This window comes from Paenibacillus jiangxiensis (assembly GCF_046098255.1).
GTDB classification, from domain to species: Bacteria; Bacillota; Bacilli; order Paenibacillales; family Paenibacillaceae; genus Paenibacillus; species Paenibacillus jiagnxiensis.
The window spans coordinates 13,600-39,128 of sequence record NZ_JBJURI010000007.1 but is presented as its reverse complement, the minus strand read 5'-3'; the positions used below and the strand labels follow the sequence as shown (position 1 = coordinate 39,128).

The window sequence follows — 25,529 nt, the reverse complement described above, 5'->3', positions numbered from 1 at the left end:
CACCAACGGTGGATAAGAGATTTTAGTCCAGTTAACTTAAGGAGAAGAAAATGAATATTAGAAAACTACATACAAACGAAAATAACCCAATGGAACTGTTATTATCAGCGGACCCATCACCAAAACTTATTGAGGAATACGTCACCAGAGGAGAAAGTTTCATAGCCGAAGAGGATCATGAGATTTTAGGAATCTATGTGCTTCTCCCTACAAGGCCGGAAACCGTTGAATTGGTGAATATTGCGGTGACGGAACGGATGCAGGGACAAGGATTAGGAAAAATGTTAGTCTTACATGCCATTCAGACAGCTAAAGCAAGGGGATATAAAACCATTGAAATTGGCACAGGAAACTCAAGCATAGGACAATTAGCTCTCTATCAAAAGTGTGGCTTCAGAATTGTCGGGGTTGATCTGGATTTTTTCATTCGCCATTATGAAGAGGAGATATATGAGAATGGTATACAATGCAGGGATATGATTCGGCTGTCCCAGGATTTATAATTCGGTGCTCGGATGATGAAAAGAGGGATCAGTTTGGAGATTCCTAATGAATACGGAAGTTTTCTGGGAGAGATATTGGGGCCTTTTGATATGGCCGTATTCAATTGGTATACCGGAGGCGAGGAATCGTATCTTGTTAAGAATGGCGAATTGAGGGAACTTCTCCCAAGAATGATTGAGGGGATGGATGGCCGACTTCTAAAGGATATTTTAGAAAACAACACATATTATCTCATCTTTGCAGATTTGAAGGCCTTTCCTAAAGGGGAAATCGTTACAGATCTTCGGACGTATGAGGAGTTTGTGAATAGCGACTGTCAGCTCGTACTCCTAGTCGTTGACTCTGTTTATGTCACCATTTATTGTAAAGAAGAGGAAAAGGTTGATCGCTTATATTATAATGCAAAAATAAAAGGATATGACAACGTCGATTATATTACCGACGAAAATGATTTTAGAACAAGATTATCTGTATGGTAGGAGACTTGTCATGTAAGTGATTACATTTCTGGAGGGATACGATGGCCAGATATTCGCTGCATCCTGAAAGATCAACACTTCACGGCTCATTTTCAAAGGATTTTGATCCTGTATTGACGATTAATTCTGGGGATTCGGTTTGTTTTAGAACACTTGATGCAGGTTGGGGATTGGAGCCATTTTCAGCATCAGGAATACGGAAACCATTCGAGCCGAGAGAACGCCCGCGGGATGGTGGTCACGCCTTGTGTGGACCGGTTGCCATACATGGGGCGGAACCAGGGATGACGCTTGAAATAAAAATTAACGAAATACGCCCTAGTACATTATACTTGCCGATCCCAGTGCCAGGCGGTTTATTTTCAGTTGGGGACAGGCATGCCGTACAAGGTGATGGCGAAGTTGGTTGTCCGGCCTTAGAATGCCCGATGGATATTGTTGACCTCGAATTCAACGTTCATGAAAATATGAACATTAGCATGCCCCGTGCCAAAACTCCAACCGCATGGATTACTATGGGGTTCCACGAAGATTTGAATGATTGATCGTGACCTTGGTGCCTTAGGGAACAATATCCAGAGTAAGGAAGTGATGGTTGTGAATGTTGTGGTGCAGCTATGCAGTATGGAGGAGAAATTTATTATTAATAACATTTACCCGCTATATTTGCATGATCTATCTGAGGTGTGGGATCGGAAGACTAATCGATACGGTGTATTTGAAGAGGATGATACCCGGACTTTGGCCGAGCAGAATCGGGTATTTGATATCTGGTGGGAGCGCCCGGACGTTCTGTTCCCATACATAATTAAGGTGGATGATCTGCCCGCAGGTTTTGCTTTAGTGGCAACTCCGCCTTATACACCATGTCCTCGTTATATCGATTATTACTTGAATGAGTTCTTTCTTCTGCGTAATTACCGTGGGAAGGGGATCGGAGAAACAGCCATGCGCCAGCTGATCGGCAAAATGCCGGGACATTGGGAGCTGCAGACCAATCCTACAGAACGAAATGAACGTGCGATCAAATTCTGGCGCAAGACCCTAAAGGCTTGCACGAACGGGGAATATACCGAGGAAATAGGCAGCCATCCTGAAGATGGGGAAAAGCTTGTGTTTCGTTTTATTCACGAGAATGCCTAATGATTAGATGCCTTGTACTACACAGTCAATACAAATCCTTGGGAGGTTGACATGGTAGCTTTAGCTTTTGGATTGTTGACTTTATACATCATTGTTTACGCTCTAATCGCGGTTTTTGGAGCAAAATGGATTGGGAATAGGTTAACTAAAGGGAATTTAAACAGTACCAAGTTATTACTGATTGTCTCAATCCTTGCTTCATTAAGCTTCTTTATTGTGTGGATGTATACAAAATCACCTACTGTATTATTCCCGCTTGTTATTAGCCTATCACAAATAATTCGATCAGTTGTAGAGTTAAGAAAGACCTCTTCACATCCATAAATAAAAGAAGGGGTATCGACTGGATGCCCCTTCTTTAAACTTCAGATTACTAACTCCTATGTTGCTATAACCACCAATTTTAATGCCGCTGCCAATGTGGCCAAAGCTCACTCAATCCCGTCTCGCCACAACTGATGCAATCAAACTCCCCCTCATTATCCCGACTTCTTGGCCTGGCCGGGTCTGCGGGGGCTGAAATTGGATTTTCACCTATAAATGAACGTTCTGAACTGACACTATTGTTAGCCCTGCAACCACTTGATCATGTAGTATACCATCATGGCGATCAAAACAAGTGCAGATGAGTAGGATAATAACTCGAAAAATCGCCTGTCTCTCATCTCTGGCGTCATATTTGACCATTTATGCCGTAACCAGTGAAGCATTTTCCTCGTACCTCCGCTAAGCCATGCATGGAAACGATAAAGTATCAACAGATAAGCAACAATGCCCATGATTTCTATCCCATATCGACTGAAAAGGTCATTCCACGCTTCCATGGTTATAGTATTGAATATCCTGTACGCGGACAGGTATAGTTCCCGATGGGATTTCCAGCTCATAAGTTTCGTTTATTTGTGCCATAAGCAACTGCAGACCGATTGGAGAGAGGAACGATATTAAATTTTTATCAGGATTTGCACTCGATGGGAACACAATGACAAAGGATTCACTCATGTTATCGTCTAAATATTGAACAGTGACTTTACTTCCGATTAAGGCATACGAATTCAAGTTGTTAACCGAAAAATTTTGAAGCATATCTTCAATGATTGAAGTATAGCTATTTAAAGTATTTTCTACGATGCTGCGCTGTTGGTTGGGACTGGGAAAATATTCATTCAAAAAATTTACGAGCCCATCATCCAGATATACCAGTTGATTGACCAACTGATTTCGTGCTCCATCTAAACTATGGTTCATAGTAGATATCGTCTCCTCTGCGAAGGCCAACTGCGTATTTTGAATACGTTTTCATGTAATAACTTACCTCCGTGTTATACTCGGAATAAAAGGCTTTAAGGTAAAGGGTCATTCAAGGGTGGCACGAGCTTTTTGTCCAGTGACATAGATGAGCCACAGTGAGGACAATTCGGCTGTTTCTCCAGGGTGAATTGCTGCCGCATCCATCCGTTGCACCCTTTTTCTGAGCAGTTCCAAACTATAGCTTCCACCATATTCTCTGTTGTGCTTTTTCTAATCGGATAACGCCTCATGTTCATGTTCACCTTCGTAAATTAGTGTTTTCTTATGTCCTCCGTGATGCACTCTCCCTGATGGGGAAAAGCAGCGAACATGGACCACCTCCCAAAGCCATTTATTCATAAAACGAAGCATATGAACGAAAGACATCTCGCCCGGTACCAAGCGAAATGTCTTACTGCTACCATAGCAGGGTTGGAACATGATGTCAACTAAGTTTATATTAACCATTAAAAGTAAATGGTATAATTAAATGCCTAATTCAAGTTCACTTCATCCAATCCGACAGCCGTTGAGTAAAAAAATACAGCGGCAGTCCAGGACATTTGCTGTCCATGGCTGCCGCTGCTACGATTTTGGCGTTTACTGTTTTAACCACGCATTTGCCAGGAGCATAGCCCCTTTGGCCGCATTCGTCTCTGCCAGAGCGTTCAGCATGACGAAATCATGAATAATATTTTGGAAGCGGGCAGAGGTTACGGGTACACCTGCTTCAAGAAGCTTGCGTGCGTATGCCTCTCCTTCATCTCGTAAAACATCCGCTTCAGCGGTAATAATCAAGGCTTGCGGCAATCCTTCCAGTTGTTCCTTGGATGCTCTTAATGGGGAAGCCGTGATCTGATTGCGTTCAGTGACATCCGTTGTATATTGGTCCCAAAACCAATGCATTCCATCCCTGTGCAGAAAGTACCCTGTTTCGAATTGATGGTAGGATTCCGTGTCAAAGGCTGCATCGGTGACTGGGTAAAAGAGCAGCTGTTTATGTATCACAGGCCCTTTGCGTTCCTTGGCGAGCAAGGTGGTAGCCGCAGCCATATTTCCGCCCACACTGTCGCCGGCGATATAAAGGCGGTTCAAGTCAAAACCTTCATTTTTAGCGTTGGCCTCAATCCATTGCAATACAGTGTAGATCTCTTCAATAGCCGTAGGATATTTGGCTTCCGGCGACAGACTATAGTCCGGGAAGACAACAGCCGCCTCAGAGCCTGCGGCGAGCTCACGAACAAGCCGGTCATGGGTATGAGCATTGCCAAAAACCCAGCCAGCTCCGTGGATGTATAGAATGACTGGCAGATCCCCTGTTGCGTTCACGGGGCGAAGAATGCGTACCGGTACGCTGCCGGTCGGTCCACCTTCAACCTTGATATCCTGAACCTCTGCCGGTTGTTTAAATATTTCACCGGATTGGACTTCATTTACTGCCTTACGGCCTTCCTCTGGACCAAGGTCAAAGAGATAAGGAGGATTTGCAGTGTCTTCAACAAATTTCTGGGCAGCTGGTTCCAATACAGTTTTCTTTGTCATTCTTCATCAATCTCCTTTAGGTTTTTGAGGTTAGATTGTGGGCATCGGTTCATGTCCAATCATAACCCATTTGTCTAGTAAAAATCAAATAAATTGTGTAAAATTAAATTGTTATAAATATTAAATTTAACTTTTAGAGGACTGAAAATGATTTACAATACACGGGCTGATTAATATAATGATAGTATTAAAAGAGCTGGGCGACGGATGTGTGCATCAAGCGATTAAAGGATGATTTCTTTCCTTTAATCGCTTTTTTTGTGAGTTCAGTATTCATTGGAGGTAATCGTTTGAAAAATAGGTTGTTTGATTTACTTATGCTGCTTGTCGGGGCGTTTCTGTTTGCTCTGGCGGTTAATCTGTTTATCATTCCGAACGACTTCGGGGAGGGCGGTGTGACCGGGATCTCCATTATTTTGTTTTATCTCCTCAACTGGTCCCCGGCGCTCGTCAGCATCGTCGCTAACGGCATTTTGTTGCTGATTGGATATAAGCTGCTGGATAAGAAAACCACGGTGTATACGATCATCGCAGTCGGTTTCAACTCCTTGTTCCTGCACCTGACCGAGCATTGGAAGATTTCATCGACCGAGCCTTTTATTAATGCGATTTTTGCAGGGCTGCTAGTCGGTGTGGGCATCGGGCTTATCATCCGGGTAGGGGGGACTACGGCGGGGACGGCCATACTTGCCCGGCTTGCCAACAAATACTGGGACTGGAACATCAGCTACGCTCTGTTATTCTTCGATCTGATCGTGGCCGGATTCTCCATCTTCGTCATCGGGATTGAGAAGGTCATGATCACAGTAGTTATTTTATATGTCGGAACGAAAGTGATGGATTTTATTGTTGAGGGACTGAATCCCAAAAAAGCGGTCACGATAATATCCCCCCACCACGACAGCATCGCAGTACAAGTAACCAAAATCATGGACCGGGGGGTAACGGTGCTTAGGGGTTACGGCTATTACACCGGACAGTCGAAGGATGTACTGTACATTGTAATCAGCAAGCAGGAGGTGTCGATGCTCAAGAAAATTGTGCGTGCTGAGGATAAGAATGCTTTTGTCACCATACATGACGTGCGCGACGTCTTTGGTGAAGGGTTTATTGATATCTCCAAATAGTGCGGACACATGGCTAAAATGAGATAGCGGCAGCTCTGGACTTTTTTCGTCCAAGGCTGCCGCTATTTCCATTGTAGTAACAAATGAATGAGGGGCTTGGTTTATTTATCCGGCAGACGATATACGGCAAAAGGCTCGCTGTGCACGAAGCGGTTGCTAGCTTCATTCAGCCTGTCCTCGGTCTCGGCATCGTAAGAAAGGGACACGCTCTGCAGGCTGTCCTGCAGCTGTTCGACCCGGGTGGCGCCAACAATAACGGTGGAGACCGTCGGCTGATTCATCAGCCAGGTCAAAGACAGGGCAGTCGGGCTGGAACCCAGCTCACCCGCAATACGGCCTACTTCATCGCCAAGCTGAATCCGGTCCTCCGTAAGGAATCTGGCGAAATTAGGGTCGGTGTCTGCCCTCGATCCGGCCGGTGTCTGATTTCCGGCATATTTTCCCGTCAAAATGCCGCCCGCCAATGGGAAATACGGAATGATGCCGATGCCCTGATCCAGGCAGAGAGGGACCAGTTCCTTTTCCGGTGTACGGTCGGCCAGAGAGTAACTGCATTGAATGGAGATATATGCGGCGAACCGCTGTCGTTCGCTGACGCTCAGCGCCTTCATCAATTCCCATGCCGCATAGTTGGATGCCCCGATATAGCGGACTTTGCCGGCAGAGATCATATCGTCCAGGGTGCGGAGCGTTTCTTCCAGCGGGGTAGAGGGATCAAAAGTATGTATCTGGTACAGATCAACGTAATCCGTCTGCAGACGGCGGAGGCTGTCTTCCAACTCCTGCTGCAGATGGTAGCGGGAAGAGCCGCTTTGATTGGGCCCTTGTCCTCTGGGAAGCCCCGCTTTGGTCGCAAGCACAGCCTGCTGCCGTTTTCCTTGCAGTGCCACGCCGATGATTCTCTCGGATTCCGTACCCGCGTAAATGTTGGCCGTGTCAATGAAATTCATGCCGCTGTCGAGGGCATGATGGATAATCCGGATCGAGGTCTCTTCATCGGCACGCTTGCCGAACGCATTTGTCCCGAGTCCAAGTGTGGATACTTGCAGCCCGCTGCTGCCAAGGCGGCGGAAGTTCATGGCATTCACTCCTTCTGTTGATTATCAATAAGGTAATATACATTATCTCAAATGCAATAGTTCTACGCAAAGACATCGATAACTGTCATCATCCGATGTCTTCTTTATTTTTTATAACCAGTTTATCCCATGCAAAATATACGGCATAGCCAGCTTGATATACTCCTCTGCCTGCAAACTGCTGTTGTGCTGCCAATCCACGGTGGCCCCGTAAATCCCCCAGCTTAATGTGGCTGCTGCAATCCGCAGCGATTCCTTGTTATGGCTTGGATGCTGTCTGCTGAATATGTCAAAGAAGGTGTTTTCAAGCTCTTTTTTTATGAGTGCTTCAATCATGGTGAGAAACGTCAAGTAATTCCGCCGGCATTGCGCAGACAGAAGGGACTGAAATCCCGTCACCGCCAGAAACACACTCGTTATGGCCTCTTCATTAATGTCGCGATGCTCATGAATCTCATGGATCACATGGACCATTAAATCTTCTTTCAAAACCCTCTCGGCCAAATCATATTTATCCAGAAAGTGATAGTAGAAGGTCGCGCGATTGACCGTCGCTTCTGCAGTAATATCCTTTATAGTAATGTCTTTAAAATCTTTCTTCATGGAGATTTGAAGAAACGCGTCCATAATTAAGCGGCGTGTGCGCAGAATGCGCGGATCTGTTTTGGTTTCAGGCATAAGCTTGCTCCGTTTCTTTTTAGACATTTTTTCAGATATGTCGTATATCCGATCATTTTCGAAAAGTGTTGGTTGAGCCATTTTAAGCCCTCTATTTATAATCACTTTACAACATGTGTTGTATAAATAAAAGATGTGGAATGGAGATGACTAATTAGTATGTCTAATGTACTTTTTGTCAAAGTAAACGATCGCCCGGCGGAGCAGGCGGTAAGTGTGCAAATGTATGAAGCATTTTTAAACACTTATAAAGAAGAACACCCGTCAGATACCGTAGCTGAGCTGGATTTGTTCAAAGAAAATCTTCCGTATTACGGAAATGATGCCATTACGGCTTTGTATAAATCTTCGCAAAACCTGGAGCTTTCCAGCGATGAAGCTGAACTGGTGAAAATTATGGATCGGTATCTGGACCAGTTTTTGGCGGCAGAAAAAATCGTCATTGCTTTTCCGCTTTGGAATCTTGTTGCACCCGCACCATTAACCACCTATATTTCTTATCTTGCGCGGGCCGGAAAAACATTCAAATATACGGCTGAAGGTCCAGTAGGGCTTGTCGAGAATAAAAAGATCATGCTGTTAAGTGCACGGGGAGGTTTTTATTCGACAGAACCTATGCTAACCCTTGAATCTGCTGTCAAACCGGTAAAAGGTATTTTTACAAGCTTAATGGGAGTCTCGGTGGAGGAAGTCATTATTGAAGGGCATAATAAGGCGCAGGATCGCGCCGCAGGAATCATTGCGTCCGGGTTGGAAGAAACCAGGAAGGCCGCTGCCAGCTTCTGATGAGCAATTAACGTTCTGTATATCAGGACGCCCCAAAGGTCTGTTGACTTGGGGCGTCCTTTTAATGGTTTTAAAATCTATACATAAAAGATATATAGTATACTCAGAAAGCTAATCGCAGTGAGGATGAAAAACATGGCATACTCTACAGCTTTATCACAGAGGATTTCGATATTGCTCTTTATTCACGCTATGGCAGAGATTTGTTCCGGAGGAAGGTCCCTCCCTCCGGCGCCTCACAAAGTATTCGGAACAAATCATGGAGACCGAGATTACTTTGTGAGAATACGTTTAAGGCTCATTCCTCGGAAAGAGCCCGTCCCAGGTTGTAAGCTTGATTCAGCAACTCTTCCAGATGGCCTGGCTTCGCGTCCAGCGTCTCGTAGAACAATTCCAGCTTCGAGTTCTCGATTCCCGCATATCCTGCGTACCCTACGTTAAGATGATGCGCAATCATCTTGTCGTACTGTCTTTTCTCGAAATGCTCGGCCGGTGCGCCTGCAAGCCCTAGCCACAAGATGCGTCGATGTTTCAGTCGATTGGATCCATAAGCAAAGCCATAGTTCCACACACGATCGATATAACCTTTGAGCATGGCCGGCATCGCATACCACCAGATCGGGAAAATATAAGCCAGTGCCTCATGCCGTTTCATACGTTCTATTTCTGCCTCCACTTCGGAAGAATACCGCTTCTTCTCGTTGGACCAATCTGGCTCGTCCGCTTCCCGAGGCGCAGGGTCAAACCCGATTTGATACAGATCCAATATTTCAGTTTCGTGCCCAGCATCTTTAAGCCCTTGTTCGAAATGACGAGCAACCGCGAACGTAAACGAATCGTTCCGCGGATGAGATACAACGGTTAATACCTTCATTTTGTCTTCCTCGCTTTCTTTATTTATTTCATATATCTTCGGAGAAAATCCGAACGCCGAATCGTTCGAAACGCGCAATCGCCGTATCCACCGATACGAGCGTTTCCGGCAAATAGACACCGCCAACCACCGCAGGCATGCCGTCCAGGGCGAGTATGCGCTCTACCGCGACCAACATGCCGAGCCCGGTGAGATGCGCTTGCCCATATGGATCAGAGACGACTGTTCTCCGCTTGACCGATTCACCCGAATTTAATAACCCTGCGATATCAATGTACAAGTCTTGGGAAGGGTGCTTACCAGCTTTTGTCCCGATCGACTCGCCCTTGATAAAATCAAACCGGACGTTCGGCGCGCCGGTGGCCGCCGCCAAGCTCGGTACGTCGAGCAGTCCCATCGGAAATCCTTCCAGTTGGCTTCCGTCCGTCAGGCGAATATGCTTCTTCCGGTTAGCGGCCTCTGCCCAAATCCATTTGCCATTCTCTCGCATGAGTGCCTTGTGCATAAAACCCTCGGCGTCACCGACAGTCATAGGTCCCATCTGCTCATGATCATCGTACAGTCCAGCCAACTCAATCGAGTCCACTTGGCTGAATGCTTCGGCGGCTTTCAACGCCACCAGTGTCATGACTCCAGATTGTGAATGACCGAGCGGAACGATAGGGCGTTTTGGCGGAGTTCCCAGTGTTAAGAACGATAAAGGCGTAATTTCGTCGGACAGCTTCGTAATTCCGATATGTGCAATTCCTTGCTTCAATGCGATGTCGATCAGAGCGTCTGCCGGGTCTTGCAGAGCCGAGACGATTAGGTCAAATCGCCCCCAATTTTCCGAATTGCTCAGTTTCTCTAAATCAAGATAGAGCGTTCGGGCATTACCCAGCTTCTGCGCGAGTGTTGCGCCGCGTTCCGGATTACGTCCTGCTAGCACAATCTCGATATCACGGTTTACCGAACGTATAAGCCTGGCTAATGAACTTCCAACAACGCCATAGCCGCCTGCAATTATTATGGATGTCATGAATATTCCTCCTTTATTTTATTGCCCATGGGTGGCATAAGGAAATTATCTATCTTATAATGAAACTAGAAAAGTACGCACTAATTTGTATCATTATCACCTTAAAGTATCATAGGTACTAAAAGGTTCCTATTGATTCAAACATACCCGCTCGTTTTACTGAAAGGAGGCACGTAACATGAAACCCAATCCGGATCGGCACTATAACATCCCGGTGGAAGCTACGCTAGATGTTATTGGAGGCAAGTGGAAAACGCTGATTTTATGTCACTTGACCTACGGAGCCAAACGAACAGGCGAATTGCAAAGAGCTATACCGAACATCACGCGAAAAATGCTGACCCAGCAGCTGAGAGAATTGGAAGAGGACGGTGTAATTATCAGAACGGTTTATAACCAAGTCCCGCCGAAAGTCGTATACGAATTGAGCAGCTTGGGAGAATCACTTACACCGATTATCGACATAATGTGCGAGTGGGGCGACCGATACATCAAGGGAGCGCTGCAGGTAAAATCGACTAGTAGTCTCTCCAATCTAAACGGATAGATTGGATGGATGTGGTATAGTAATGCCAAGAAGAGGAATTCATATATGTCGAGAGGAGCAAGTGGAGCTCGAGCAATAATATATGGGCGAGTGAATGCTAAGGAAACGATGGGGGTTCAGCGGAACGATAGTTGAATCACCTACAATCAGGCCGCTGATTACTTCGTTGGCCTTTCGTGCATGTTATGTAGGCTTGCTCGTAGCCCCTCGTGTCAATGAAATTGATGCCGCTGTCCAGGGCATGATAGATAATGCGGATCGAGGTTTCTTCATCAGCACGCTTGCCGAACGCATTTGTCCCGAGTCCGAGTGAGGACACTTGCAGCCCGCTGCTGCCAAGACGGTGGAAGTTCATGGCATTTCACTCCTTCTATTGATCATCTATTAAGGTAGTATACATTTTCGCGAATACAATGGAAGTACTCAAAGACTTCGATTTGCGGATTATTCAAGTAGGTGTAAAATATGAACTGCATGGACTTTAAGGTTATTTTTAGAGGAGCGGAACAGGGATGAAACGCGCCACAATTTTGATAGCGGATGACGAAGCGGAAATTGCCGATCTGATTGCGCTGCATTTGGAAAAAGAGGGCTACCATCTTATTAAAGTGTCTGACGGGAAAGAAGCGGTTCGTGTCATCCAATCCCATCCGATTGACCTGGTGATTCTGGATATTATGATGCCGGGGCTGGACGGTTACGAGGTAACCCGCCAAATTCGTGAGCAGCACCGGATGCCGATCATTTTCCTAAGCGCAAAAACGTCTGACCTGGACAAGATTACCGGATTGGTGATGGGGGCCGATGATTATATGACCAAGCCGTTCAACCCGATGGAACTGGTTGCACGGGTGAATGCGCAGCTGCGGCGCTCCATGCAGTTAAACCAGCCGGCAATGGGCAATACTTCTGTATTGGAAGCAGGCGGATTGATCATTGATCCGGATAAGCGCTCAGTTGTTTTATATGGCAACAACATCGAACTGACTCCGAAGGAGTTTGATATTCTGTATTTGCTGGCCAGTCATTCCAAGAAAGTTTTTAGCGCGGAAAATATTTTCCGGCAAGTGTGGGGAGAAGACTATTACGAAGGCGGGAACACCGTCATGGTGCACATCCGCACCCTGCGCAAAAAGCTCGGTGAAGATGCCAATAAAGATAAATGGATCAAAACCGTATGGGGAGTGGGTTACACGTTCAATGGCTAAAATCACCCGAAGCTTCAGGTTTAGAATGCTCTATTTATTAGGGCTAAGCATGCTTTTGGCGGGTTTGATCACTTATGCGATCTATAAAGCTCTGCAGATCTATTATTATAGAACGGTTCGATACGAGGATCCGCTGGCTCATTATCGCCAAATGATCCGCGACTTCGGAGATCTGAATTTCTTTTTAATCTTTTTTATACCGCTTGCGATCTTGTTTTTCTTTTTGTTGACCAAGCCTTATGCCAAATACTTTCGCGAAATCTCAACAGGGATTCATCGGCTTGCCAATGGTGATTTTAAAAGCCGTGTGTTTATTTCATCAAATGACGAGCTGGGGATGATCGCGGCGGACATCAATCTGGCCAGTGAAAAGCTGCAGCAGGCGGTGGAACGAGGGGATTTTGCCGAAAGCAGCAAGGATCAGCTGGTCCTGAATTTGGCCCATGATTTGCGTACGCCGTTGACGTCTGTCCTGGGTTACCTGGATTTTATTCTGCAAAACGATCAGCTGACGGCGGAGCAGGTGAAGCATTATACGACCATTGCCTTCACGAAATCGCAGCGCCTGGAGCGTCTGATTGATGAATTATTTGAAATTACGCGAATGAACTACGGCTTGCTCACCCTTGATAAGAAACCAATTGACCTTAGCGAGCTGCTCACTCAATTAAACGAAGAGTTATATCCTGTCTTTGAAAAAAATCATCTGACGGCCAGATTGACGCTCGTTCCGCATGTGCAGCTTTTAGGGGACGGAGAGCTGCTGGCCCGTGTGTTTGAAAATCTGCTGGCAAATGCCGCCCGTTACGGGCGAGACGGTCAGTTTATAGATATGATCTGTAAGTTTGACGCAGGAGAAGCGGTTGTCCAGGTGGTGAATTATGGCGATTCGATTCCCCCGGAAGATTTGCCCCATCTTTTTGATATGTTCTATACCGGGGACAAAGCCAGGACACATCAAGAGGGAGGCACTGGCCTGGGCTTGTTCATTGCGAAAAATATTGTCGAGCGGCATGCTGGAACCATTTCCGTTCAGAGCGATGTAATCCGCACGGTCTTCGAGGTGCGTTTGCCGCAATAAATATGTCGGACTGCAGTCAATCCCGTCATTGAGACGGTAAGGAGATATCAGACATACCAGACATAAAGTGATGATATTGAGATGTAAAGGGCTCTGCTGGCGCAAGAATAGCAGAGCCTTTTTTGCTATGGATTGATTCTGGAAATATAGAGGGTTGCTATTAGACTCTTAAATTAAGGCACTATAATAAGCGCTTGATTTTTGAAACAACTCTTCAGAGTCCGGGTCAAACCCTGTGCCAACCGTGTGTGTGACGATATTTCGCAAAGACGCAGGCTCATGATCCACCTCATTCTCCATCCACTTCACCTTCAGGGCACTGGACAGCAGCTTTAAAGCAGAACAGGCGGGACCGATCAGGTGATCCTTGTGGATTTCCAGCGGATAGCCCTGAAGCCACAGGAGTTTAGCGTAAGCCATGGTTTCAATCAAGGTGTTTTTGTCGCCAGGATGAATATGATGTATGCGATTCCTGTTGACTCGTATATTCGAATTCTCCATTAGATGCCGTGTACTTGTGCGTATCAGGATTTCTGCGGCGATAAACTTGTTTTCCATACGGGCGCAGAGATCAAGCAAAGCGGTTTGGGTCATATCCGCCTTGTTTTCTCCCCATAAAATCCGGTGCAGTCCAGTGGTGATAAGTGCTTCTTGAATGGTCATTCCCTTCAAGCTGTGCAGAAAAGATGCCCATTTGACAATATTAAAGCTTCTGTCATTTACCGACATCACGCATTCTCCCCAGCCAGTGTAGGTACCACAGTTGATCTGCAGCAATCCATAGCGGCAGCCTCTTAACCTTCCCCTTCCTCTCTGGTAACAGGTATCAATGTCAAACTCGAAAAGCTGAATCCCTGTAATACGTGCCTCGGTCATGAAGTTTCCTTTCATGCTCATCAAGGGTTGAAGCTGATAGTGTATCGTGTAATCCTCCATGTTTCATTTCCTTTCATTCAGGTCTCGGACGCTTACGAGGTTAGCTGTCGGATTCGGGCGGAGAGTAGCCCTACATGAATTTCAATTCATGATTCACCCCAAGGCTGGTTAAGCCGTTCCGGTTCCCCCGCTTCCCGTTTACGGAAATTCAGCGATTACAACACTGCGCGTATCTTTCCATTCGAACTGAAAATCATAATAGTCCTGATGATTGAGGATGTAAAGCAGGCCTTTTTCATTTTTACACTTTTTTTACGCCTCCTGCCGAGATCTTAACCCCATTTTTATACCGAACCGTATTATCATTGCTCTGTGCTGAGGATAACTTCTACCCGAAAGAATGAATTTCTGCCACAGGAGGCACTCTATGAAAACTCGAAAACAGGATTCGCGAATTTGCAGTACACGGCCGTCAGGGCATTGCTGTCGGTCAATGATAGTGGGAGGTTGAGAATACATGCTGGATATCGTAATGGTAGTTTCTTTGATTCTGTTAACTTTGATGATGGTTGGATTACTGGCCTGGGCCGGCAAGGTGGCGGAGGAAGGAAGTGACCGCTCATGATGTGGCTGCTCGGTATCGTGGTTCTTCTGGTTGGCGTGTACCTGACTTACGTGCTGCTGAATCCGGAAAAATTCTAATGGGTCTGTAGAGGAAGGAGTTCAAACGTTATGTTCGCTGTTTTGTCTATCGGGGGGACGCTGCTGCTGGTGCTGTTGCTGGCGCGTCCAATGGGTCTTTATTTGGCCCGGGTATTTAACTATGAATCGTCCAGATTGGATAAATGGTTCGGGTGGATCGAGAAGCCAATCTATGCGCTTGGCGGCATCCGTCGGGACAATCAGTCCTGGAAGCAATATGCGCTGTCCGTTGTGCTCAGCAATCTGGTTATGATTCTTTTGGTATATTTGATTTTCCGGGTGCAAAAGTTTCTGCCGCTGAACCCGAGCGGTATTGAGAATATGGAGCCGACGCTTGCCTTTAATACGGCGATAAGCTTTATGACCAATACGAATCTGCAGCATTACAGCGGGGAAAGCGGGCTTTCCTATTTCTCGCAGATGGCAGCCATCGTATTTATGATGTTTACGAGCCCGGCTACGGGGCTTGCGGTTGGCATCGCCGTGATCAGAGGACTTGCGGGCAAGCCGCTCGGCAACTTCTTTGTGGACCTGGTCCGCGCGATCATTCGTATCTATTTGCCCATTGCCTTTGTTGCTGCGTTGATTTTTATCACGCTTGGCGTGCCGCAGACGCTGGATGCCACGGCTGTAGCGCATACGATTGGCGGGCAGGTGCAGGAGATTGCGCGTGGTCCAATCGGGTCATTCTTATCTATTAAGGAATTGGGGAATAACGGTGGAGGATTTGTCGGAGTCAACTCGGCGCATCCGTTCGAGAACCCTGACGCTATCAGCAATGTACTGCAGATGGTGATTATGATGCTGCTTGTGACTGCACTTCCTTTTACGTATGGCAAAATGGTCGGCAACGCCAAGCAGGGGCGTGTTCTGTTCGTGTCGATGGCGATGCTCTTTATTGTTATGCTGGGGGTTTCACTGAGCTCGGAGAATGCCGGCAATCCTGCACTGAATGCCATGGGAATCCAGCATGAACAAGGCAGCATGGAAGGCAAGGAGGTCCGCTTCGGGACGGTGCAATCCTCCCTGTATTCCGTGGTTACGACAGCATCGGAGACGGGAGCCGTCAATACGATGCATGACACCTTGACGCCGATTGCCGGATTGATCACGCTCGCAAATATGATGCTGAACACGGTGTTCGGCGGTGTAGGAGTAGGCTTCATCAACGTTCTGATGTATGCGATGATCGGTGTATTTTTGTCCGGTCTCATGGTTGGGCGGACGCCGGAGTTCCTTGGCAAGAAGATTGAAGGACGGGAGATGAAGCTGATCGCGGTCACGCTGCTGATCCAGCCGCTGCTGATCCTTGCCCCGACGGCGCTTGCTCTGAGCACGAATCCGGATACGATCTCGAATCCCGGATTTCACGGGCTGACACAGGCCTTGTATGAATTTACGTCCTCAGCCGCGAATAATGGCTCCGGCTTCGAAGGACTTGGCGACAATACGCCTTTCTGGAATATTGCGACAGGAATCATTATGTATCTGGGACGCTATTTCTCAATGGTTACGATGCTGGCAGTTGTAGGCTCGTTGGCTGTTAAAAAGCCCGTACCGGAAACGTTGGGCACGTTTCGAACCGATAACGCCTTGTTCGCAGGGGTGTTCCTGGGCTCGGTGCTGATTGTGGGGGCTTTGACCTTCTTCCCGGCGCTTGTGCTCGGTCCGGTTGCAGAATTTCTTACGCTAAAGCCTTAACCCTAGAAAGTAACGGAGGAACCTGGTCATGAAACAGAAAAAATCGATGATGAGCCCTGAACTTATTCAGAAGGCCATCAAGGAATCATTCCTAAAGCTGGATCCGCGCGTCATGATCCGCAATCCGATCATGTTCGTTGTTGAAATAGGTTTTATCATTACGGTTCTGCTAATTTTCGTACCTGATTTGTTCGGCGGAACGGCATCGTGGGGATATAATCTGACGGTTGCTTTAATTTTGCTGTTTACGGTGCTGTTTGCCAACTTTGCTGAAGCGCTCGCGGAAGGGCGGGGCAAAGCGCAGGCGGACACGCTGAAGAAGACGAAGCAGGATATTAAGGCCAATAAAATGACAGGTCCTGCTTCGGTCAAGGTCGTGTCGTCTTCGGAGCTGCGCAAAGGGGATGTCGTTATCGTCGCCCAAGGGGAAATGATCCCCGGAGACGGCGAGGTGATTGAAGGTCTTGCTTCCGTAGACGAATCGGCGATTACCGGCGAGTCGGCTCCTGTTATTAAAGAAGCAGGCGGTGATTTCAGCTCGGTCACCGGTGGCACGCGTGTAGTCAGCGATCAGATCAAAGTGCGCATTACCAGCGATCCCGGCGAGTCGTTTCTTGACCGTATGATTGCTCTCGTGGAAGGTGCGAAGCGCCAGAAAACACCGAACGAGATTGCGCTGAGCACTGTGCTGACGAGCCTGACGCTGATTTTCCTGATCGTTGTTGTGACACTGCCGTTTTTCGGCGCTTATTTGAATGTCTCATTGGAAATCCCGATGCTGATTGCGCTCCTGGTGTGCTTGATTCCCACGACTATTGGCGGCTTGCTGTCCGCCATCGGAATTGCCGGTATGGACCGTGTTACCCAGTTCAATGTGCTGGCGATGTCCGGGAAAGCTGTGGAAGCAGCCGGGGATATCAATACAATCATTCTCGACAAGACAGGCACAATCACGTTCGGGAACCGGATGGCCAGCGAGTTTGTCCCTGTCGGGGGACATGAGGAAAGTGAAACGGCGGAGTGGGCCGCCATCAGCTCGCTCAAGGATGAGACGCCGGAAGGACGCTCGGTGCTGGAATTGATGAAAAAGCTAGGCTTTACGTATGACGCTTCCTTGGGGGATGGAGCCGAGTTTCTTGAATTCCGGGCGGAGACCCGCATGAGCGGCATGGATCTCCAGGACGGACGCCAGGTCCGCAAGGGCGCGGTCGACGCTGTGAAGAAATGGGTCACCGCACAAGGCGGGAAAATCCCCAAGGATCTGGACCAGCACAGCGACCGCATTGCGAAAGCCGGGGGCACACCGCTGGCCGTGGCAGTCGATCAGGAAATTTTCGGTCTCATCTATTTGAAGGATACCGTCAAACCAGGCATGAAGGAACGGTTTGAGCAAATGCGGCAGATGGGGATTAAAACGATTATGTGTACGGGAGATAACCCTCTGACCGCGGCAACGATTGCCCTGGAGGCCGGTGTCGATGATTTCATCGCGGAAAGCAAGCCAGAGGACAAAATTGCCGTCATTCGCAAGGAACAGGCTGAAGGCAAGCTGGTGGCAATGACAGGCGACGGCACCAATGACGCGCCTGCCCTGGCGCAGGCGGATGTAGGGATTGCGATGAACAGCGGTACGGTAGCGGCCAAAGAAGCGGCGAATATGGTGGACCTGGATTCCGATCCGTCCAAAATTATTGAGGTGGTGGCGATCGGGAAGCAGCTGCTCATGACACGCGGCGCGCTGACCACCTTTAGTATCGCGAACGATATAGCCAAATATTTTGCCATCATTCCCGCGTTGTTCATGGTGGCCATCCCGCAAATGGATGTATTGAATATTATGCGGCTCGGCTCGCCAAGCTCGGCGATTTTATCGGCGCTGATCTTTAACGCGATCATCATTCCGCTGCTTATTCCATTGGCGATGAAGGGTGTGGCGTATAAGCCGATGTCCTCGTCCCAGCTGCTGCAGCGCAATTTGTTCATTTACGGATTGGGCGGTGTAATTGTGCCATTCCTGGGCATCAAGCTGATCGATCTGGTTGTCCATCTGTGGGTGTAGATAGAAAGGGAGGTTATTGAAAATGAAAGTAATTGTGAACAGCCTTCGCTTAAGCCTTGTGTTCATGGTGGTCTGCGGACTCCTGTATAATCTTGTGGTGACAGGCATTGCGCAAGCGCTGATGCCCAAGCAGGCGAACGGCAGTCTGCTGTATGATGATCAGAACAATGTCATCGGCTCGGAGCTGATCGGACAGAATTTCACGGACCCTAAGTTCTTTAAGGGACGTGTCTCTTCGATTGACTATAATGCGGCAGGGTCCGGAAGCGGCAACTATGCCCCTTCCAACCCGGATATGCTGGCCCGTACGCAGGAATCGGTTGAAGCGTGGAAAAAGGACAATCCGGACGTACCGGTCAGCGGGCTGCCTGTTGACCTGATCACCAACTCCGGTTCCGGTCTTGACCCGCATATCAGCCCGGAAGCAGCAAAGGCGCAAATTCCCCGGATCAGCCGGCTGACGGGAATTCCGGCAGAGAAGCTGAATGAGCTCGTAGCGGACAACACGTCAGGCAGAGAGCTGGGCTTCCTGGGAGAACCCGTGGTGAACGTATTAAAGCTAAACCTGGCTTTGCTTGAGCAAATGAAATGACCCTCACCCCGCTCAGAGAATCCTTTTGGGCGGGGTCATGGTTTTTCTGTGGAAGCTCATCATTTTGAATAATTGCGGGTGGTTCGTATGGGAGGATTCAGAAGAAAAACCCCTGAAGAAATATTGAAATCGATCCGGGAACTGCAGCGCGGCCGTTTAAAAATCTATATTGGTCCGTTCAGCGGTTCCGGCAAAACCTATCATATGCTGCGCGAGGGCAACAGCCTCAAACAGCGGGGGATCGATGTGGTGATCTGCGCCGTTTCCACGATGCAGCGCAAGGAGACGATTGAACAGATCGGCTGTCTCGAAAGAGTCCCCAGCATCCATTGGCAGCAAGGGGACGTGGAGAAGAAGGATTTGAATCTGGAAGCGCTGCTGGAGCGAAATCCGGAGGTAGTGCTTGTCGACGGGCTGGCGCATCGGAACCGTCCAGGGGCTCGGCACAAGACCCGTCTTCAGGACATTCAGTACTTGCTCAAGTCCGGGATTAGTGTGATTACCACGATCAATGTGTATGAGCTGGAGGGGTATCACGAGCTTGCCCAGAAGCTGACAGGCATCAAGGCTGAAGAAACAGTTCCTGCCGAGACCCTGGATTTGGCCGATGAAGTCCGTCTGATCGACGTCACGCCCGAATCGATTCTTGCCCGCCTGTCTGAGGGGGCCCTGGAGGCTCGCCTGGCATCGCTGTCTCAAAGAAATACTCTCGGGAAATTAAGGGAACTGGCCTTGCGGCTTGTAGCAGAGGATGTCAATGAATCGTTGGAGAAGCATCGGGAGGAGCTAGGGCTAGACGGCCCTTCCGGTGCGGCAGAGTGTATATTGGTCTCCACCCAGTACCACTGGAACGGATCGATCTATATTCGCCGCGGCCAGCAAATTGCCAAAAGGCTCAACGGCGAAATGCTGGTCGTTACCTTCATAAATCCGCGGAAGCAGCTTTCCCGGGAACAGACGGCGTTTAAACGTTCCATGGTGAAAATGACGGAGAAACTCGAAGCCGACTTTATTGAGCTTCCCTTCATGTACAGAAGAGCGATTCCAAGACAGCTTGTGGATTATGCGATCAGAAACAAGGTGACACGGATCGTGCTGGGTCATTCCAAGCAGACGCCCTGGCAGGAGCTGCTCAAAGGATCGCTCGCTAATTCCTTGATGAAGCTGGTCAACAATATGGATTTGTTTTTTGTTGCGGATACCGCCGAGGCGAAGGGGGAGCGAATTCTGCCGACTTCCATCCGGCAGCAGCATGATGCCAATCCATACCGGCGTCTGAGCGAGAGCGAGGTGAAAGAGCAAATCAGCCGGATCAAGCGCGGAACCTTCAAGGTGTATATCGGGGCAGCGCCAGGCGTCGGGAAAACGTATACGATGCTGCGGGAAGGAAATGTTTTACTGCGCAAAGGGATTCAGGTGATGATTGGGTTGCTGGAGACGCATGGGCGTCAGGAAACACTTGAGCAGATCGGCGACCTGCACATCATTCCAAGAAAAGTGGCCGACTACCGCGGAGCCCGCCTGGAGGAAATGGATGTGGCGGGAATCATACGACATAATCCCGAGGTTGTGCTCGTGGATGAGCTGGCGCATACCAATATTCCTGGCAGCAGGAACAGAAAAAGATATGAAGATATTCTTGAAATTCTGGACGCCGGCATTTCGGTGATTTCGACCATGAACGTGCAGCATCTGGAAAGTCTGAACGATGCTGTGGAACAGCTTACAGGCGTCAGAGTGCGGGAAACGGTGCCCGACAATATCCTGCGCCTTGCCGATGAAGTCCAGTTGATCGACGTCGCTCCGAACGCCTTGCAGCAGCGGCTGCGGGAAGGGAAGATTTACGCGGCGAACAAGGTGGATCAGGCCTTGAACCATTTTTTCAAGACAGGCAACCTCATTGCCTTGCGTGAGCTGGCTCTGCGCGAAATTGCCGATGACGTGGACGAACGGCTGGAGGCCTGGGAGCAACGGGGCTCCTTGCGGGGACCGTGGCGCCGGCAGGAGGTGATCTTCGTCTGTGTAACCTTGGGCGTGCGGGCGGAGAGCCTCATTCGCAGAGGCTTCCGGATCGCACACCGGCTGAAAGCAAACTGGTATGTCCATTATGTCTCCCTTCAGAGCGGATTTACGGAAGACGAGCAGAAGCGCATCCATGATCTGGAGCAGCTGACCCGGCGGTTGGGGGGACAATTCGAGCTTCAGTATGCGAGGAAGCCACGGGAAGTAGCCCACAAGCTGCTTGAGAAAGCCAATCTGTATGCAAGCACACAAATGATTGTCGGACAGACGAAGAAAAATGTATGGCAGCGCAGGCTGACGGGCAGTACGGTCAAAACGATTCTGAAATACGGGCGTCACATGGATGTGCTGGTCGTATCAGGTTTCAGTCAGAAGGAGCGGTAACCCGGCATAAGCGGGAGAGTTGCTTAATTCAGGCTGTTTGTCCATACTTGTTTTTAAACGGCAGATACACTTAGGATGTGACGTGAATGGCGCAAAAAAGCCCTTATATATGGGTCACTTTGTCGATCATATTGCTGACCCTTGTTTTGAAATGGATTCCTTTTTTTGACCTGGTGAATATTGCTCTAATGTACTTGCTGCCGGTATTAATAAGTGCAGTGTATGGGAGTAAAGGATCTTCATTCTACGCGGCAGGCTTGGGCGTGCTGGCTTTCGATTTTTTCTTCGTTCCTCCACAATTGAGCTTTACCGTGGCGGATCTGCGCTATGTGGTGTCATTTGTCATTTTCCTGTCTGTGGCTGCATTAACGGGAAGTCTGGCAGCGAGATTGAAGAAGCAGGTGGAATATTCCAGGCAAAGGGAAGAGCATACGGCATCGCTGTACGCGCTCAGCAAAGAGATGAATGCCATTACAGATATCCAGGCCCTGCTGGACCATATTGTGCTCCAGGTGTCCCGTTCGTCGGAATCCGCGGCGGTCATTTATTTGCCGGGCAGCGGGGATGAGCTGGAATTGGCCGCTTCTTCCCCGGAAGCTTCCCACTGGGGATCAGGCGAAGCGGAGCTGGTTATCGTCAGATGGGTGTACCGGCATGGTGTACGGGCCGGCAAAGGTGCGGAGAAGCTGCGGGAATCGGCCGGATTATACATCCCTTTGCGTATTGAAGAGAAAACCTATGGAGTACTGGGCGTGAATCTCAAGTCTGTGCTCCCGTCGCCAGAAACGGCAAAACTGCTTGAGGCCCTCGCCGAGATTGGCGCAAGCGCCATCGCCCGCCTCAAACTGAGCGAAGAGGCCAGGCTGGCCCATCTGACCGCAGAATCGGAAAGGCTGCGGACAGCGATCCTGGATTCCGTTTCCCACGAGCTGCGGACCCCTTTGGCGACAGTGATCGGCTCTGCGACGGCCTTGCTTGAAGGAGACAGCCTGTTCTCCAAAGAGGACCGGATGGATTTGCTCGCCACAATCCGGGATGGGGCATTGCGCATGAATCGGCTCGTGTCCAATTTGCTCGGTATGATCAAGCTGGAGAGCGGCATGCTGAAGCTGCGGAAAAAATGGTGTGATATCGAGGACTTGCTTGGGGTTGTGCTGCAGCAGGTGAAGGATTTTCAGCAGCAGCGGAAGTTGCTTGTGCATATGCCGGATCATGTTCCGCTCATTCTGGGAGATGAGGTTCTGCTTGAACAGGTGCTGGTGAATGTGGTCAGCAATGCGATCAAATATTCGCCAGATGGAAGTGAAGTGAACATTGACGTTTACACAGAAGCGGATGCGGATGCGGTGATCATTTCTGTGAGGGACAGGGGAATGGGACTTGATGAAGCCGATCGGGAGCGGATATTTGACAAGTTTTACAGGGCGGATAAAACGAAACATGTGCCGGGGACGGGCCTCGGCCTTGCGATCTGCAAGGGAATTGTGGAGCTGCACGATGGCACCATATCCGCCGCGTCTGCTACGGATCAGGGAACGATCATCACGATCCGCCTCCCGCTAAGTGAAGAAAACAAGAGCATGTTCATGCATACAGAAAGGGAAATGGAGAACCTATGACGACATCCGAAACAGGGGCCAGAATTCTGGTGATCGACGATGAACCCCAGATTCGCAAGCTGCTTAAAGTAACCCTGCAAGCGCACCAATTTGAAATTGAGGAGACGGCGACCGGCGAAGAGGGCATATTGAAAGCCACGGTTTCCCATCCCGATTTGATCGTATTGGATCTGGGGCTTCCCGATATGCCTGGCATGGAGGTTCTGCAGCGCATTCGCGAATGGTCCAGTGTACCGATTATAGTCCTTACGGCCAAAGAACGGGAAGAAGACAAGATCGCCGCCCTTGACGGCGGAGCGGATGATTATGTCACGAAGCCGTTCGGCATGGGAGAGCTGCTTGCGAGAATGCGTGTCGCGCTGCGCCATGTAGCGAAATCGGTCCATGAACCTGTCCTCAGATTCAACGAGCTGGTTATTGATCTGGCGCAGCGGAGCGTCATGGTGGGTGATGAACGTGTCAAGCTGACACCGACGGAATACGATCTTTTAAAAATATTGGCCTCAAATGCAGATAAAGTCGTTACGCAACGGCAGCTGCTGCAGCAGGTGTGGGGAAGTCATCACAGTGAATCCACCGAAGGCCATTACCTCAGGGTCTATATCAGCCACCTGCGCAAGAAGCTGGAGGAAGATCCGACCCGGCCCAAGCTGATTATTACGGAGCCCGGGATCGGGTACAGGTTTCTTACTCCTGAGCAAACAGACCTTGAATAATTTCTATATTCTTTTGCCGGATAACATGATATGATGCTGAATTAATATAGGCAGAAGGAGTGGCTTCGATGGATATTAAAAAGGATGATTTGAGCGGACCTGAGATTATCGCGTTAATTGGGGAGCATCTGCAGGACATGCATGTTACCTCTCCGCCGGAGAGTGTTCATGCCCTGGATCTTGATGGTTTGAAGAAGCCGGAAGTTACCTTCTGGAGTGTCTGGGAAGAGGGCCAACTGCTGGGCTGCGGGGCGCTGAAGCAGCTTGACCCGCTTCACGGAGAGGTGAAGTCGATGCGTACCGCTTCTCAGCATTTGCGCAAAGGAGTTGCCAGACAAATGCTTGCCCACATCATCGATGAAGCCAAGGGGCGGGGGTATGAGCGGATCAGTCTGGAGACAGGCTCCATGGAGGCCTTCGCGCCGGCCAGAAAGCTGTACGAAAGCTTCGGTTTCGAGTACTGCGGGCCGTTTGCGGACTACATAGAAGACCCGAACAGCGTATTTATGACCAAGGCGTTGTAAGATACATATTCGCTAATCACAAAATACCGGAATTCTGCAATGGCAGAGTTTCGGTATTTGGAAACTGCTTTACAGAGCTTCAAAAGATGTGTGACTATAATCGAAGCAAATTGTTATACCAATTTGTATTGGTGCTATGCTTTTTTAAAGCATTTGTCAATCTAATCACTAACATGACCTTGGGGCAAAAATCCTCAAAAGAGAAAGTGCTCAGTTTTGCAGCAATTGCTTATGCATCCAAAAGTAACTGGTTTGACGTGGAGAGATAAGCATGAATCTCAAACACAATTGACTTTAACGCTATTCAATAATCATTATACTATTGAGGTATGAAAACGGGTATGTTACAGTAAGAATAGAAATGAGGACGGTCTGCCAACCGTCCCCAGTACAACATCTTGAGTGGGAATCCCTCCAAGATCAAGCGTTCTTGAAAGTGACCCTCACTGGTGGCAACCTAGAGTTGGGTCACTTTCGTTTATCGATGTAAGTTAACAACGCGATCAGGAAGATCCCGAAGGTTAAAACTTCACCAAACGAAATGTGCATTCGCACCACCTCCTTTCGGAGGGTGCGCCCACTCAAGGTGCATTGTACAAGCCAAATTATAACATTGAAGGGCTCTCATTACGAGGGTCCTTTTTATTGTGGTGAAAGTTCCGCATCGGCTTTCTATGACCACTTCGAGAAGGAGTTATTATTCTGGCTACAGAAGCAGCAGTACGATCGGAAGGTTTCGCTTACTTGGACAAGATGGTATCCTGCATGTGGCTGCAGCTGAGGTAACGGCAAAGAAGAACGCACGTGGACCAGTGGTTAAGTTTATCGGCAAGCACACATAGGGTAACCCTGTTGTGCCAGAAAGTGATCATGATCCGCAACTGCTAGTCAAATCCGACGGCACCGAGAAAGACGGCCCGCACGGTTCAGAAGCACCTGCTTGATCTGCTCGAGAGGCTGAAATAATCAGCCTCATCG

Annotated in this window: 26 protein-coding genes, 1 pseudogene and 1 riboswitch; of the genes and pseudogenes, 17 read left to right on the top strand and 10 right to left on the bottom strand. The window is 48.7% G+C overall.

Going from position 1 to position 25,529, the window contains the following annotated elements; genetic code table 11:
* The first annotated feature begins 50 nt into the window (after positions 1–50).
* From ACI1P2_RS09115 to ACI1P2_RS09100, 4 genes are read left to right on the top strand one after another with little or no spacing between them, the layout of a single operon-like run.
* Positions 51–503 (top strand): GNAT family N-acetyltransferase, encoded by a 453-nt coding sequence (locus ACI1P2_RS09115; RefSeq protein ID WP_355318934.1) that lies wholly within the window; start codon positions 51–53, stop codon positions 501–503.
* Between the two features lie 15 nt (positions 504–518).
* Positions 519–983 (top strand): DUF2691 family protein, encoded by a 465-nt coding sequence (locus ACI1P2_RS09110; RefSeq protein WP_355318932.1) that lies wholly within the window; start codon positions 519–521, stop codon positions 981–983.
* Between the two features lie 41 nt (positions 984–1,024).
* Entirely contained in the window at positions 1,025–1,528 is a 504-nt protein-coding gene (locus tag ACI1P2_RS09105; RefSeq protein WP_355318930.1) for an acetamidase/formamidase family protein, read from the top strand.
* Between the two features lie 52 nt (positions 1,529–1,580).
* On the top strand, positions 1,581–2,126 hold the full coding sequence (locus ACI1P2_RS09100) for a GNAT family N-acetyltransferase (RefSeq protein WP_355319175.1): 546 nt from the start codon (positions 1,581–1,583) through the stop codon (positions 2,124–2,126).
* A gap of 807 nt (positions 2,127–2,933) precedes the next feature.
* On the opposite strand, the gene ACI1P2_RS09095 is transcribed toward ACI1P2_RS09100, so the two are convergent.
* The 3 genes from ACI1P2_RS09095 to ACI1P2_RS09085 all read right to left on the bottom strand — a co-directional run bounded on the left by ACI1P2_RS09095 (position 2,934) and on the right by ACI1P2_RS09085 (position 4,958).
* A complete protein-coding gene (locus ACI1P2_RS09095; protein ID WP_355318928.1) occupies positions 2,934–3,374 on the bottom strand; it encodes a GreA/GreB family elongation factor in 441 nt (146 codons plus the stop codon).
* Between the two features lie 95 nt (positions 3,375–3,469).
* Positions 3,470–3,628: a cold-inducible protein YdjO-related protein gene (locus ACI1P2_RS09090; RefSeq protein WP_355319173.1), complete on the bottom strand. Its 159-nt coding sequence runs from the start codon at positions 3,626–3,628 to the stop codon at positions 3,470–3,472.
* Between the two features lie 388 nt (positions 3,629–4,016).
* Positions 4,017–4,958: an alpha/beta hydrolase gene (locus ACI1P2_RS09085; RefSeq protein WP_355318926.1), complete on the bottom strand. Its 942-nt coding sequence runs from the start codon at positions 4,956–4,958 to the stop codon at positions 4,017–4,019.
* Positions 4,959–5,275: 317 nt separating this feature from the next.
* Here ACI1P2_RS09085 and ACI1P2_RS09080 point away from each other — a divergent pair, with 317 nt between their 5' ends.
* Positions 5,276–6,085 carry a YitT family protein gene (locus ACI1P2_RS09080; protein WP_408976188.1) on the top strand — a complete coding sequence of 270 codons (810 nt, stop codon included), beginning with the start codon at positions 5,276–5,278 and terminating at the stop codon, positions 6,083–6,085.
* Between the two features lie 101 nt (positions 6,086–6,186).
* Here the strand turns inward: ACI1P2_RS09080 and ACI1P2_RS09075 are convergent, their stop codons facing one another.
* Complete coding sequence (locus ACI1P2_RS09075) at positions 6,187–7,164, bottom strand: aldo/keto reductase (protein WP_355318921.1); 978 nt, start codon at positions 7,162–7,164, stop codon at positions 6,187–6,189.
* Between the two features lie 111 nt (positions 7,165–7,275).
* Entirely contained in the window at positions 7,276–7,842 is a 567-nt protein-coding gene (locus tag ACI1P2_RS09070) for a TetR/AcrR family transcriptional regulator (protein WP_408976182.1), read from the bottom strand.
* 159 nt (positions 7,843–8,001) lie between these two features.
* On the opposite strand from ACI1P2_RS09070, the gene ACI1P2_RS09065 reads away from it, so the two are divergent.
* Positions 8,002–8,628 (top strand): FMN-dependent NADH-azoreductase, encoded by a 627-nt coding sequence (locus ACI1P2_RS09065; protein ID WP_355318917.1) that lies wholly within the window; start codon positions 8,002–8,004, stop codon positions 8,626–8,628.
* A 298-nt stretch (positions 8,629–8,926) separates the two neighbouring features.
* On the opposite strand, the gene ACI1P2_RS09060 is transcribed toward ACI1P2_RS09065, so the two are convergent.
* Together ACI1P2_RS09060 and ACI1P2_RS09055 are read right to left on the bottom strand one after the other, a co-directional pair.
* Positions 8,927–9,502 (bottom strand): NAD(P)H oxidoreductase, encoded by a 576-nt coding sequence (locus ACI1P2_RS09060; protein ID WP_355318915.1) that lies wholly within the window; start codon positions 9,500–9,502, stop codon positions 8,927–8,929.
* 28 nt (positions 9,503–9,530) lie between these two features.
* A complete protein-coding gene (locus ACI1P2_RS09055) occupies positions 9,531–10,520 on the bottom strand; it encodes a saccharopine dehydrogenase family protein (RefSeq protein ID WP_355318913.1) in 990 nt (329 codons plus the stop codon).
* Between the two features lie 178 nt (positions 10,521–10,698).
* Here ACI1P2_RS09055 and ACI1P2_RS09050 point away from each other — a divergent pair, with 178 nt between their 5' ends.
* A complete protein-coding gene (locus tag ACI1P2_RS09050) occupies positions 10,699–11,067 on the top strand; it encodes a winged helix-turn-helix transcriptional regulator (protein ID WP_355318911.1) in 369 nt (122 codons plus the stop codon).
* A gap of 208 nt (positions 11,068–11,275) precedes the next feature.
* Here the strand turns inward: ACI1P2_RS09050 and ACI1P2_RS09045 are convergent.
* Positions 11,276–11,422, bottom strand: a pseudogene (locus ACI1P2_RS09045) (aldo/keto reductase); the annotation flags it as partial.
* 157 nt (positions 11,423–11,579) lie between these two features.
* Between ACI1P2_RS09045 and ACI1P2_RS09040 the strand changes: the two are divergent.
* Both ACI1P2_RS09040 and ACI1P2_RS09035 read left to right on the top strand, forming a co-directional pair.
* Positions 11,580–12,275: a response regulator transcription factor gene (locus tag ACI1P2_RS09040; protein ID WP_355318909.1), complete on the top strand. Its 696-nt coding sequence runs from the start codon at positions 11,580–11,582 to the stop codon at positions 12,273–12,275.
* Positions 12,268–13,356: a sensor histidine kinase gene (locus tag ACI1P2_RS09035; protein ID WP_355318907.1), complete on the top strand. Its 1,089-nt coding sequence runs from the start codon at positions 12,268–12,270 to the stop codon at positions 13,354–13,356. The genes ACI1P2_RS09040 and ACI1P2_RS09035 overlap by 8 nt, the downstream gene beginning before the upstream one ends.
* Before the next feature lie 168 nt (positions 13,357–13,524).
* Here ACI1P2_RS09035 and ACI1P2_RS09030 read toward each other — a convergent pair whose 3' ends face one another.
* The gene (locus tag ACI1P2_RS09030; protein ID WP_355318905.1) at positions 13,525–14,253 is read right to left on the bottom strand and encodes a hypothetical protein; all 729 of its coding nucleotides are present in this window, start codon (positions 14,251–14,253) and stop codon (positions 13,525–13,527) included.
* Positions 14,254–14,306: 53 nt separating this feature from the next.
* Positions 14,307–14,456: riboswitch (cyclic di-AMP (ydaO/yuaA leader) on the bottom strand.
* Positions 14,457–14,853: 397 nt separating this feature from the next.
* On the opposite strand from ACI1P2_RS09030, the gene kdpF reads away from it, so the two are divergent.
* From kdpF to ACI1P2_RS08990, 8 genes are all read left to right on the top strand, one after another.
* A complete protein-coding gene (gene kdpF / locus ACI1P2_RS09025; protein WP_355319171.1) occupies positions 14,854–14,934 on the top strand; it encodes a K(+)-transporting ATPase subunit F in 81 nt (26 codons plus the stop codon).
* A 30-nt stretch (positions 14,935–14,964) separates the two neighbouring features.
* On the top strand, positions 14,965–16,635 hold the full coding sequence (gene kdpA / locus ACI1P2_RS09020) for a potassium-transporting ATPase subunit KdpA (RefSeq protein ID WP_355318903.1): 1,671 nt from the start codon (positions 14,965–14,967) through the stop codon (positions 16,633–16,635).
* Between the two features lie 28 nt (positions 16,636–16,663).
* Positions 16,664–18,694, top strand: coding sequence for a potassium-transporting ATPase subunit KdpB (kdpB, locus tag ACI1P2_RS09015; RefSeq protein ID WP_355318901.1), 2,031 nt, complete (start codon positions 16,664–16,666; stop codon positions 18,692–18,694).
* A 22-nt stretch (positions 18,695–18,716) separates the two neighbouring features.
* Complete coding sequence (gene kdpC / locus ACI1P2_RS09010) at positions 18,717–19,286, top strand: potassium-transporting ATPase subunit KdpC (protein ID WP_355318899.1); 570 nt, start codon at positions 18,717–18,719, stop codon at positions 19,284–19,286.
* Positions 19,287–19,373: 87 nt separating this feature from the next.
* Positions 19,374–21,692 carry a histidine kinase gene (locus ACI1P2_RS09005; RefSeq protein ID WP_355318897.1) on the top strand — a complete coding sequence of 773 codons (2,319 nt, stop codon included), beginning with the start codon at positions 19,374–19,376 and terminating at the stop codon, positions 21,690–21,692.
* An 86-nt stretch (positions 21,693–21,778) separates the two neighbouring features.
* Positions 21,779–23,311: an ATP-binding protein gene (locus tag ACI1P2_RS09000; protein ID WP_355318895.1), complete on the top strand. Its 1,533-nt coding sequence runs from the start codon at positions 21,779–21,781 to the stop codon at positions 23,309–23,311.
* The gene (locus tag ACI1P2_RS08995) at positions 23,308–24,027 is read left to right on the top strand and encodes a response regulator (RefSeq protein WP_355318893.1); all 720 of its coding nucleotides are present in this window, start codon (positions 23,308–23,310) and stop codon (positions 24,025–24,027) included. The genes ACI1P2_RS09000 and ACI1P2_RS08995 overlap by 4 nt, the downstream gene beginning before the upstream one ends.
* Positions 24,028–24,095: 68 nt before the next feature.
* Positions 24,096–24,551 carry a GNAT family N-acetyltransferase gene (locus tag ACI1P2_RS08990; RefSeq protein ID WP_355318891.1) on the top strand — a complete coding sequence of 152 codons (456 nt, stop codon included), beginning with the start codon at positions 24,096–24,098 and terminating at the stop codon, positions 24,549–24,551.
* Positions 24,552–25,019: 468 nt separating this feature from the next.
* Here the strand turns inward: ACI1P2_RS08990 and ACI1P2_RS08985 are convergent, their stop codons facing one another.
* On the bottom strand, positions 25,020–25,100 hold the full coding sequence (locus ACI1P2_RS08985) for a putative holin-like toxin (protein WP_007428610.1): 81 nt from the start codon (positions 25,098–25,100) through the stop codon (positions 25,020–25,022).
* Positions 25,101–25,529: the final 429 nt, after the last annotated feature.

Bases quoted from the DNA above. Each gene is read 5' to 3' on its own strand.
- ACI1P2_RS09115 (WP_355318934.1), top strand. From the start codon at position 51: ATGAATATTAGAAAACTACATACAAACGAAAATAACCCAATGGAACTG.
- ACI1P2_RS09085 (WP_355318926.1), bottom strand. From the start codon at position 4,958: ATGACAAAGAAAACTGTATTGGAACCAGCTGCCCAGAAATTTGTTGAA.
- ACI1P2_RS08985 (WP_007428610.1), bottom strand. From the start codon at position 25,100: ATGCACATTTCGTTTGGTGAAGTTTTAACCTTCGGGATCTTCCTGATC.
- kdpF (WP_355319171.1), top strand. From the start codon at position 14,854: ATGATGTGGCTGCTCGGTATCGTGGTTCTTCTGGTTGGCGTGTACCTG.
- ACI1P2_RS09080 (WP_408976188.1), top strand. From the start codon at position 5,276: ATGCTGCTTGTCGGGGCGTTTCTGTTTGCTCTGGCGGTTAATCTGTTT.
- ACI1P2_RS09040 (WP_355318909.1), top strand. From the start codon at position 11,580: ATGAAACGCGCCACAATTTTGATAGCGGATGACGAAGCGGAAATTGCC.
- ACI1P2_RS09070 (WP_408976182.1), bottom strand. From the start codon at position 7,842: ATGCCTGAAACCAAAACAGATCCGCGCATTCTGCGCACACGCCGCTTA.
- kdpB (WP_355318901.1), top strand. From the start codon at position 16,664: ATGAAACAGAAAAAATCGATGATGAGCCCTGAACTTATTCAGAAGGCC.
- ACI1P2_RS09035 (WP_355318907.1), top strand. From the start codon at position 12,268: ATGGCTAAAATCACCCGAAGCTTCAGGTTTAGAATGCTCTATTTATTA.
- ACI1P2_RS08995 (WP_355318893.1), top strand. From the start codon at position 23,308: ATGACGACATCCGAAACAGGGGCCAGAATTCTGGTGATCGACGATGAA.
- ACI1P2_RS09090 (WP_355319173.1), bottom strand. From the start codon at position 3,628: ATGGTGGAAGCTATAGTTTGGAACTGCTCAGAAAAAGGGTGCAACGGA.
- ACI1P2_RS09055 (WP_355318913.1), bottom strand. From the start codon at position 10,520: ATGACATCCATAATAATTGCAGGCGGCTATGGCGTTGTTGGAAGTTCA.
- ACI1P2_RS09030 (WP_355318905.1), bottom strand. From the start codon at position 14,253: ATGAGCATGAAAGGAAACTTCATGACCGAGGCACGTATTACAGGGATT.
- ACI1P2_RS09095 (WP_355318928.1), bottom strand. From the start codon at position 3,374: ATGAACCATAGTTTAGATGGAGCACGAAATCAGTTGGTCAATCAACTG.
- ACI1P2_RS08990 (WP_355318891.1), top strand. From the start codon at position 24,096: ATGGATATTAAAAAGGATGATTTGAGCGGACCTGAGATTATCGCGTTA.
- ACI1P2_RS09000 (WP_355318895.1), top strand. From the start codon at position 21,779: ATGGCGCAAAAAAGCCCTTATATATGGGTCACTTTGTCGATCATATTG.
- ACI1P2_RS09075 (WP_355318921.1), bottom strand. From the start codon at position 7,164: ATGAACTTCCGCCGCCTTGGCAGCAGCGGGCTGCAAGTATCCACACTT.
- ACI1P2_RS09065 (WP_355318917.1), top strand. From the start codon at position 8,002: ATGTCTAATGTACTTTTTGTCAAAGTAAACGATCGCCCGGCGGAGCAG.
- ACI1P2_RS09105 (WP_355318930.1), top strand. From the start codon at position 1,025: ATGGCCAGATATTCGCTGCATCCTGAAAGATCAACACTTCACGGCTCA.
- ACI1P2_RS09050 (WP_355318911.1), top strand. From the start codon at position 10,699: ATGAAACCCAATCCGGATCGGCACTATAACATCCCGGTGGAAGCTACG.
- ACI1P2_RS09005 (WP_355318897.1), top strand. From the start codon at position 19,374: ATGGGAGGATTCAGAAGAAAAACCCCTGAAGAAATATTGAAATCGATC.
- ACI1P2_RS09110 (WP_355318932.1), top strand. From the start codon at position 519: ATGAAAAGAGGGATCAGTTTGGAGATTCCTAATGAATACGGAAGTTTT.
- kdpC (WP_355318899.1), top strand. From the start codon at position 18,717: ATGAAAGTAATTGTGAACAGCCTTCGCTTAAGCCTTGTGTTCATGGTG.
- ACI1P2_RS09060 (WP_355318915.1), bottom strand. From the start codon at position 9,502: ATGAAGGTATTAACCGTTGTATCTCATCCGCGGAACGATTCGTTTACG.
- kdpA (WP_355318903.1), top strand. From the start codon at position 14,965: ATGTTCGCTGTTTTGTCTATCGGGGGGACGCTGCTGCTGGTGCTGTTG.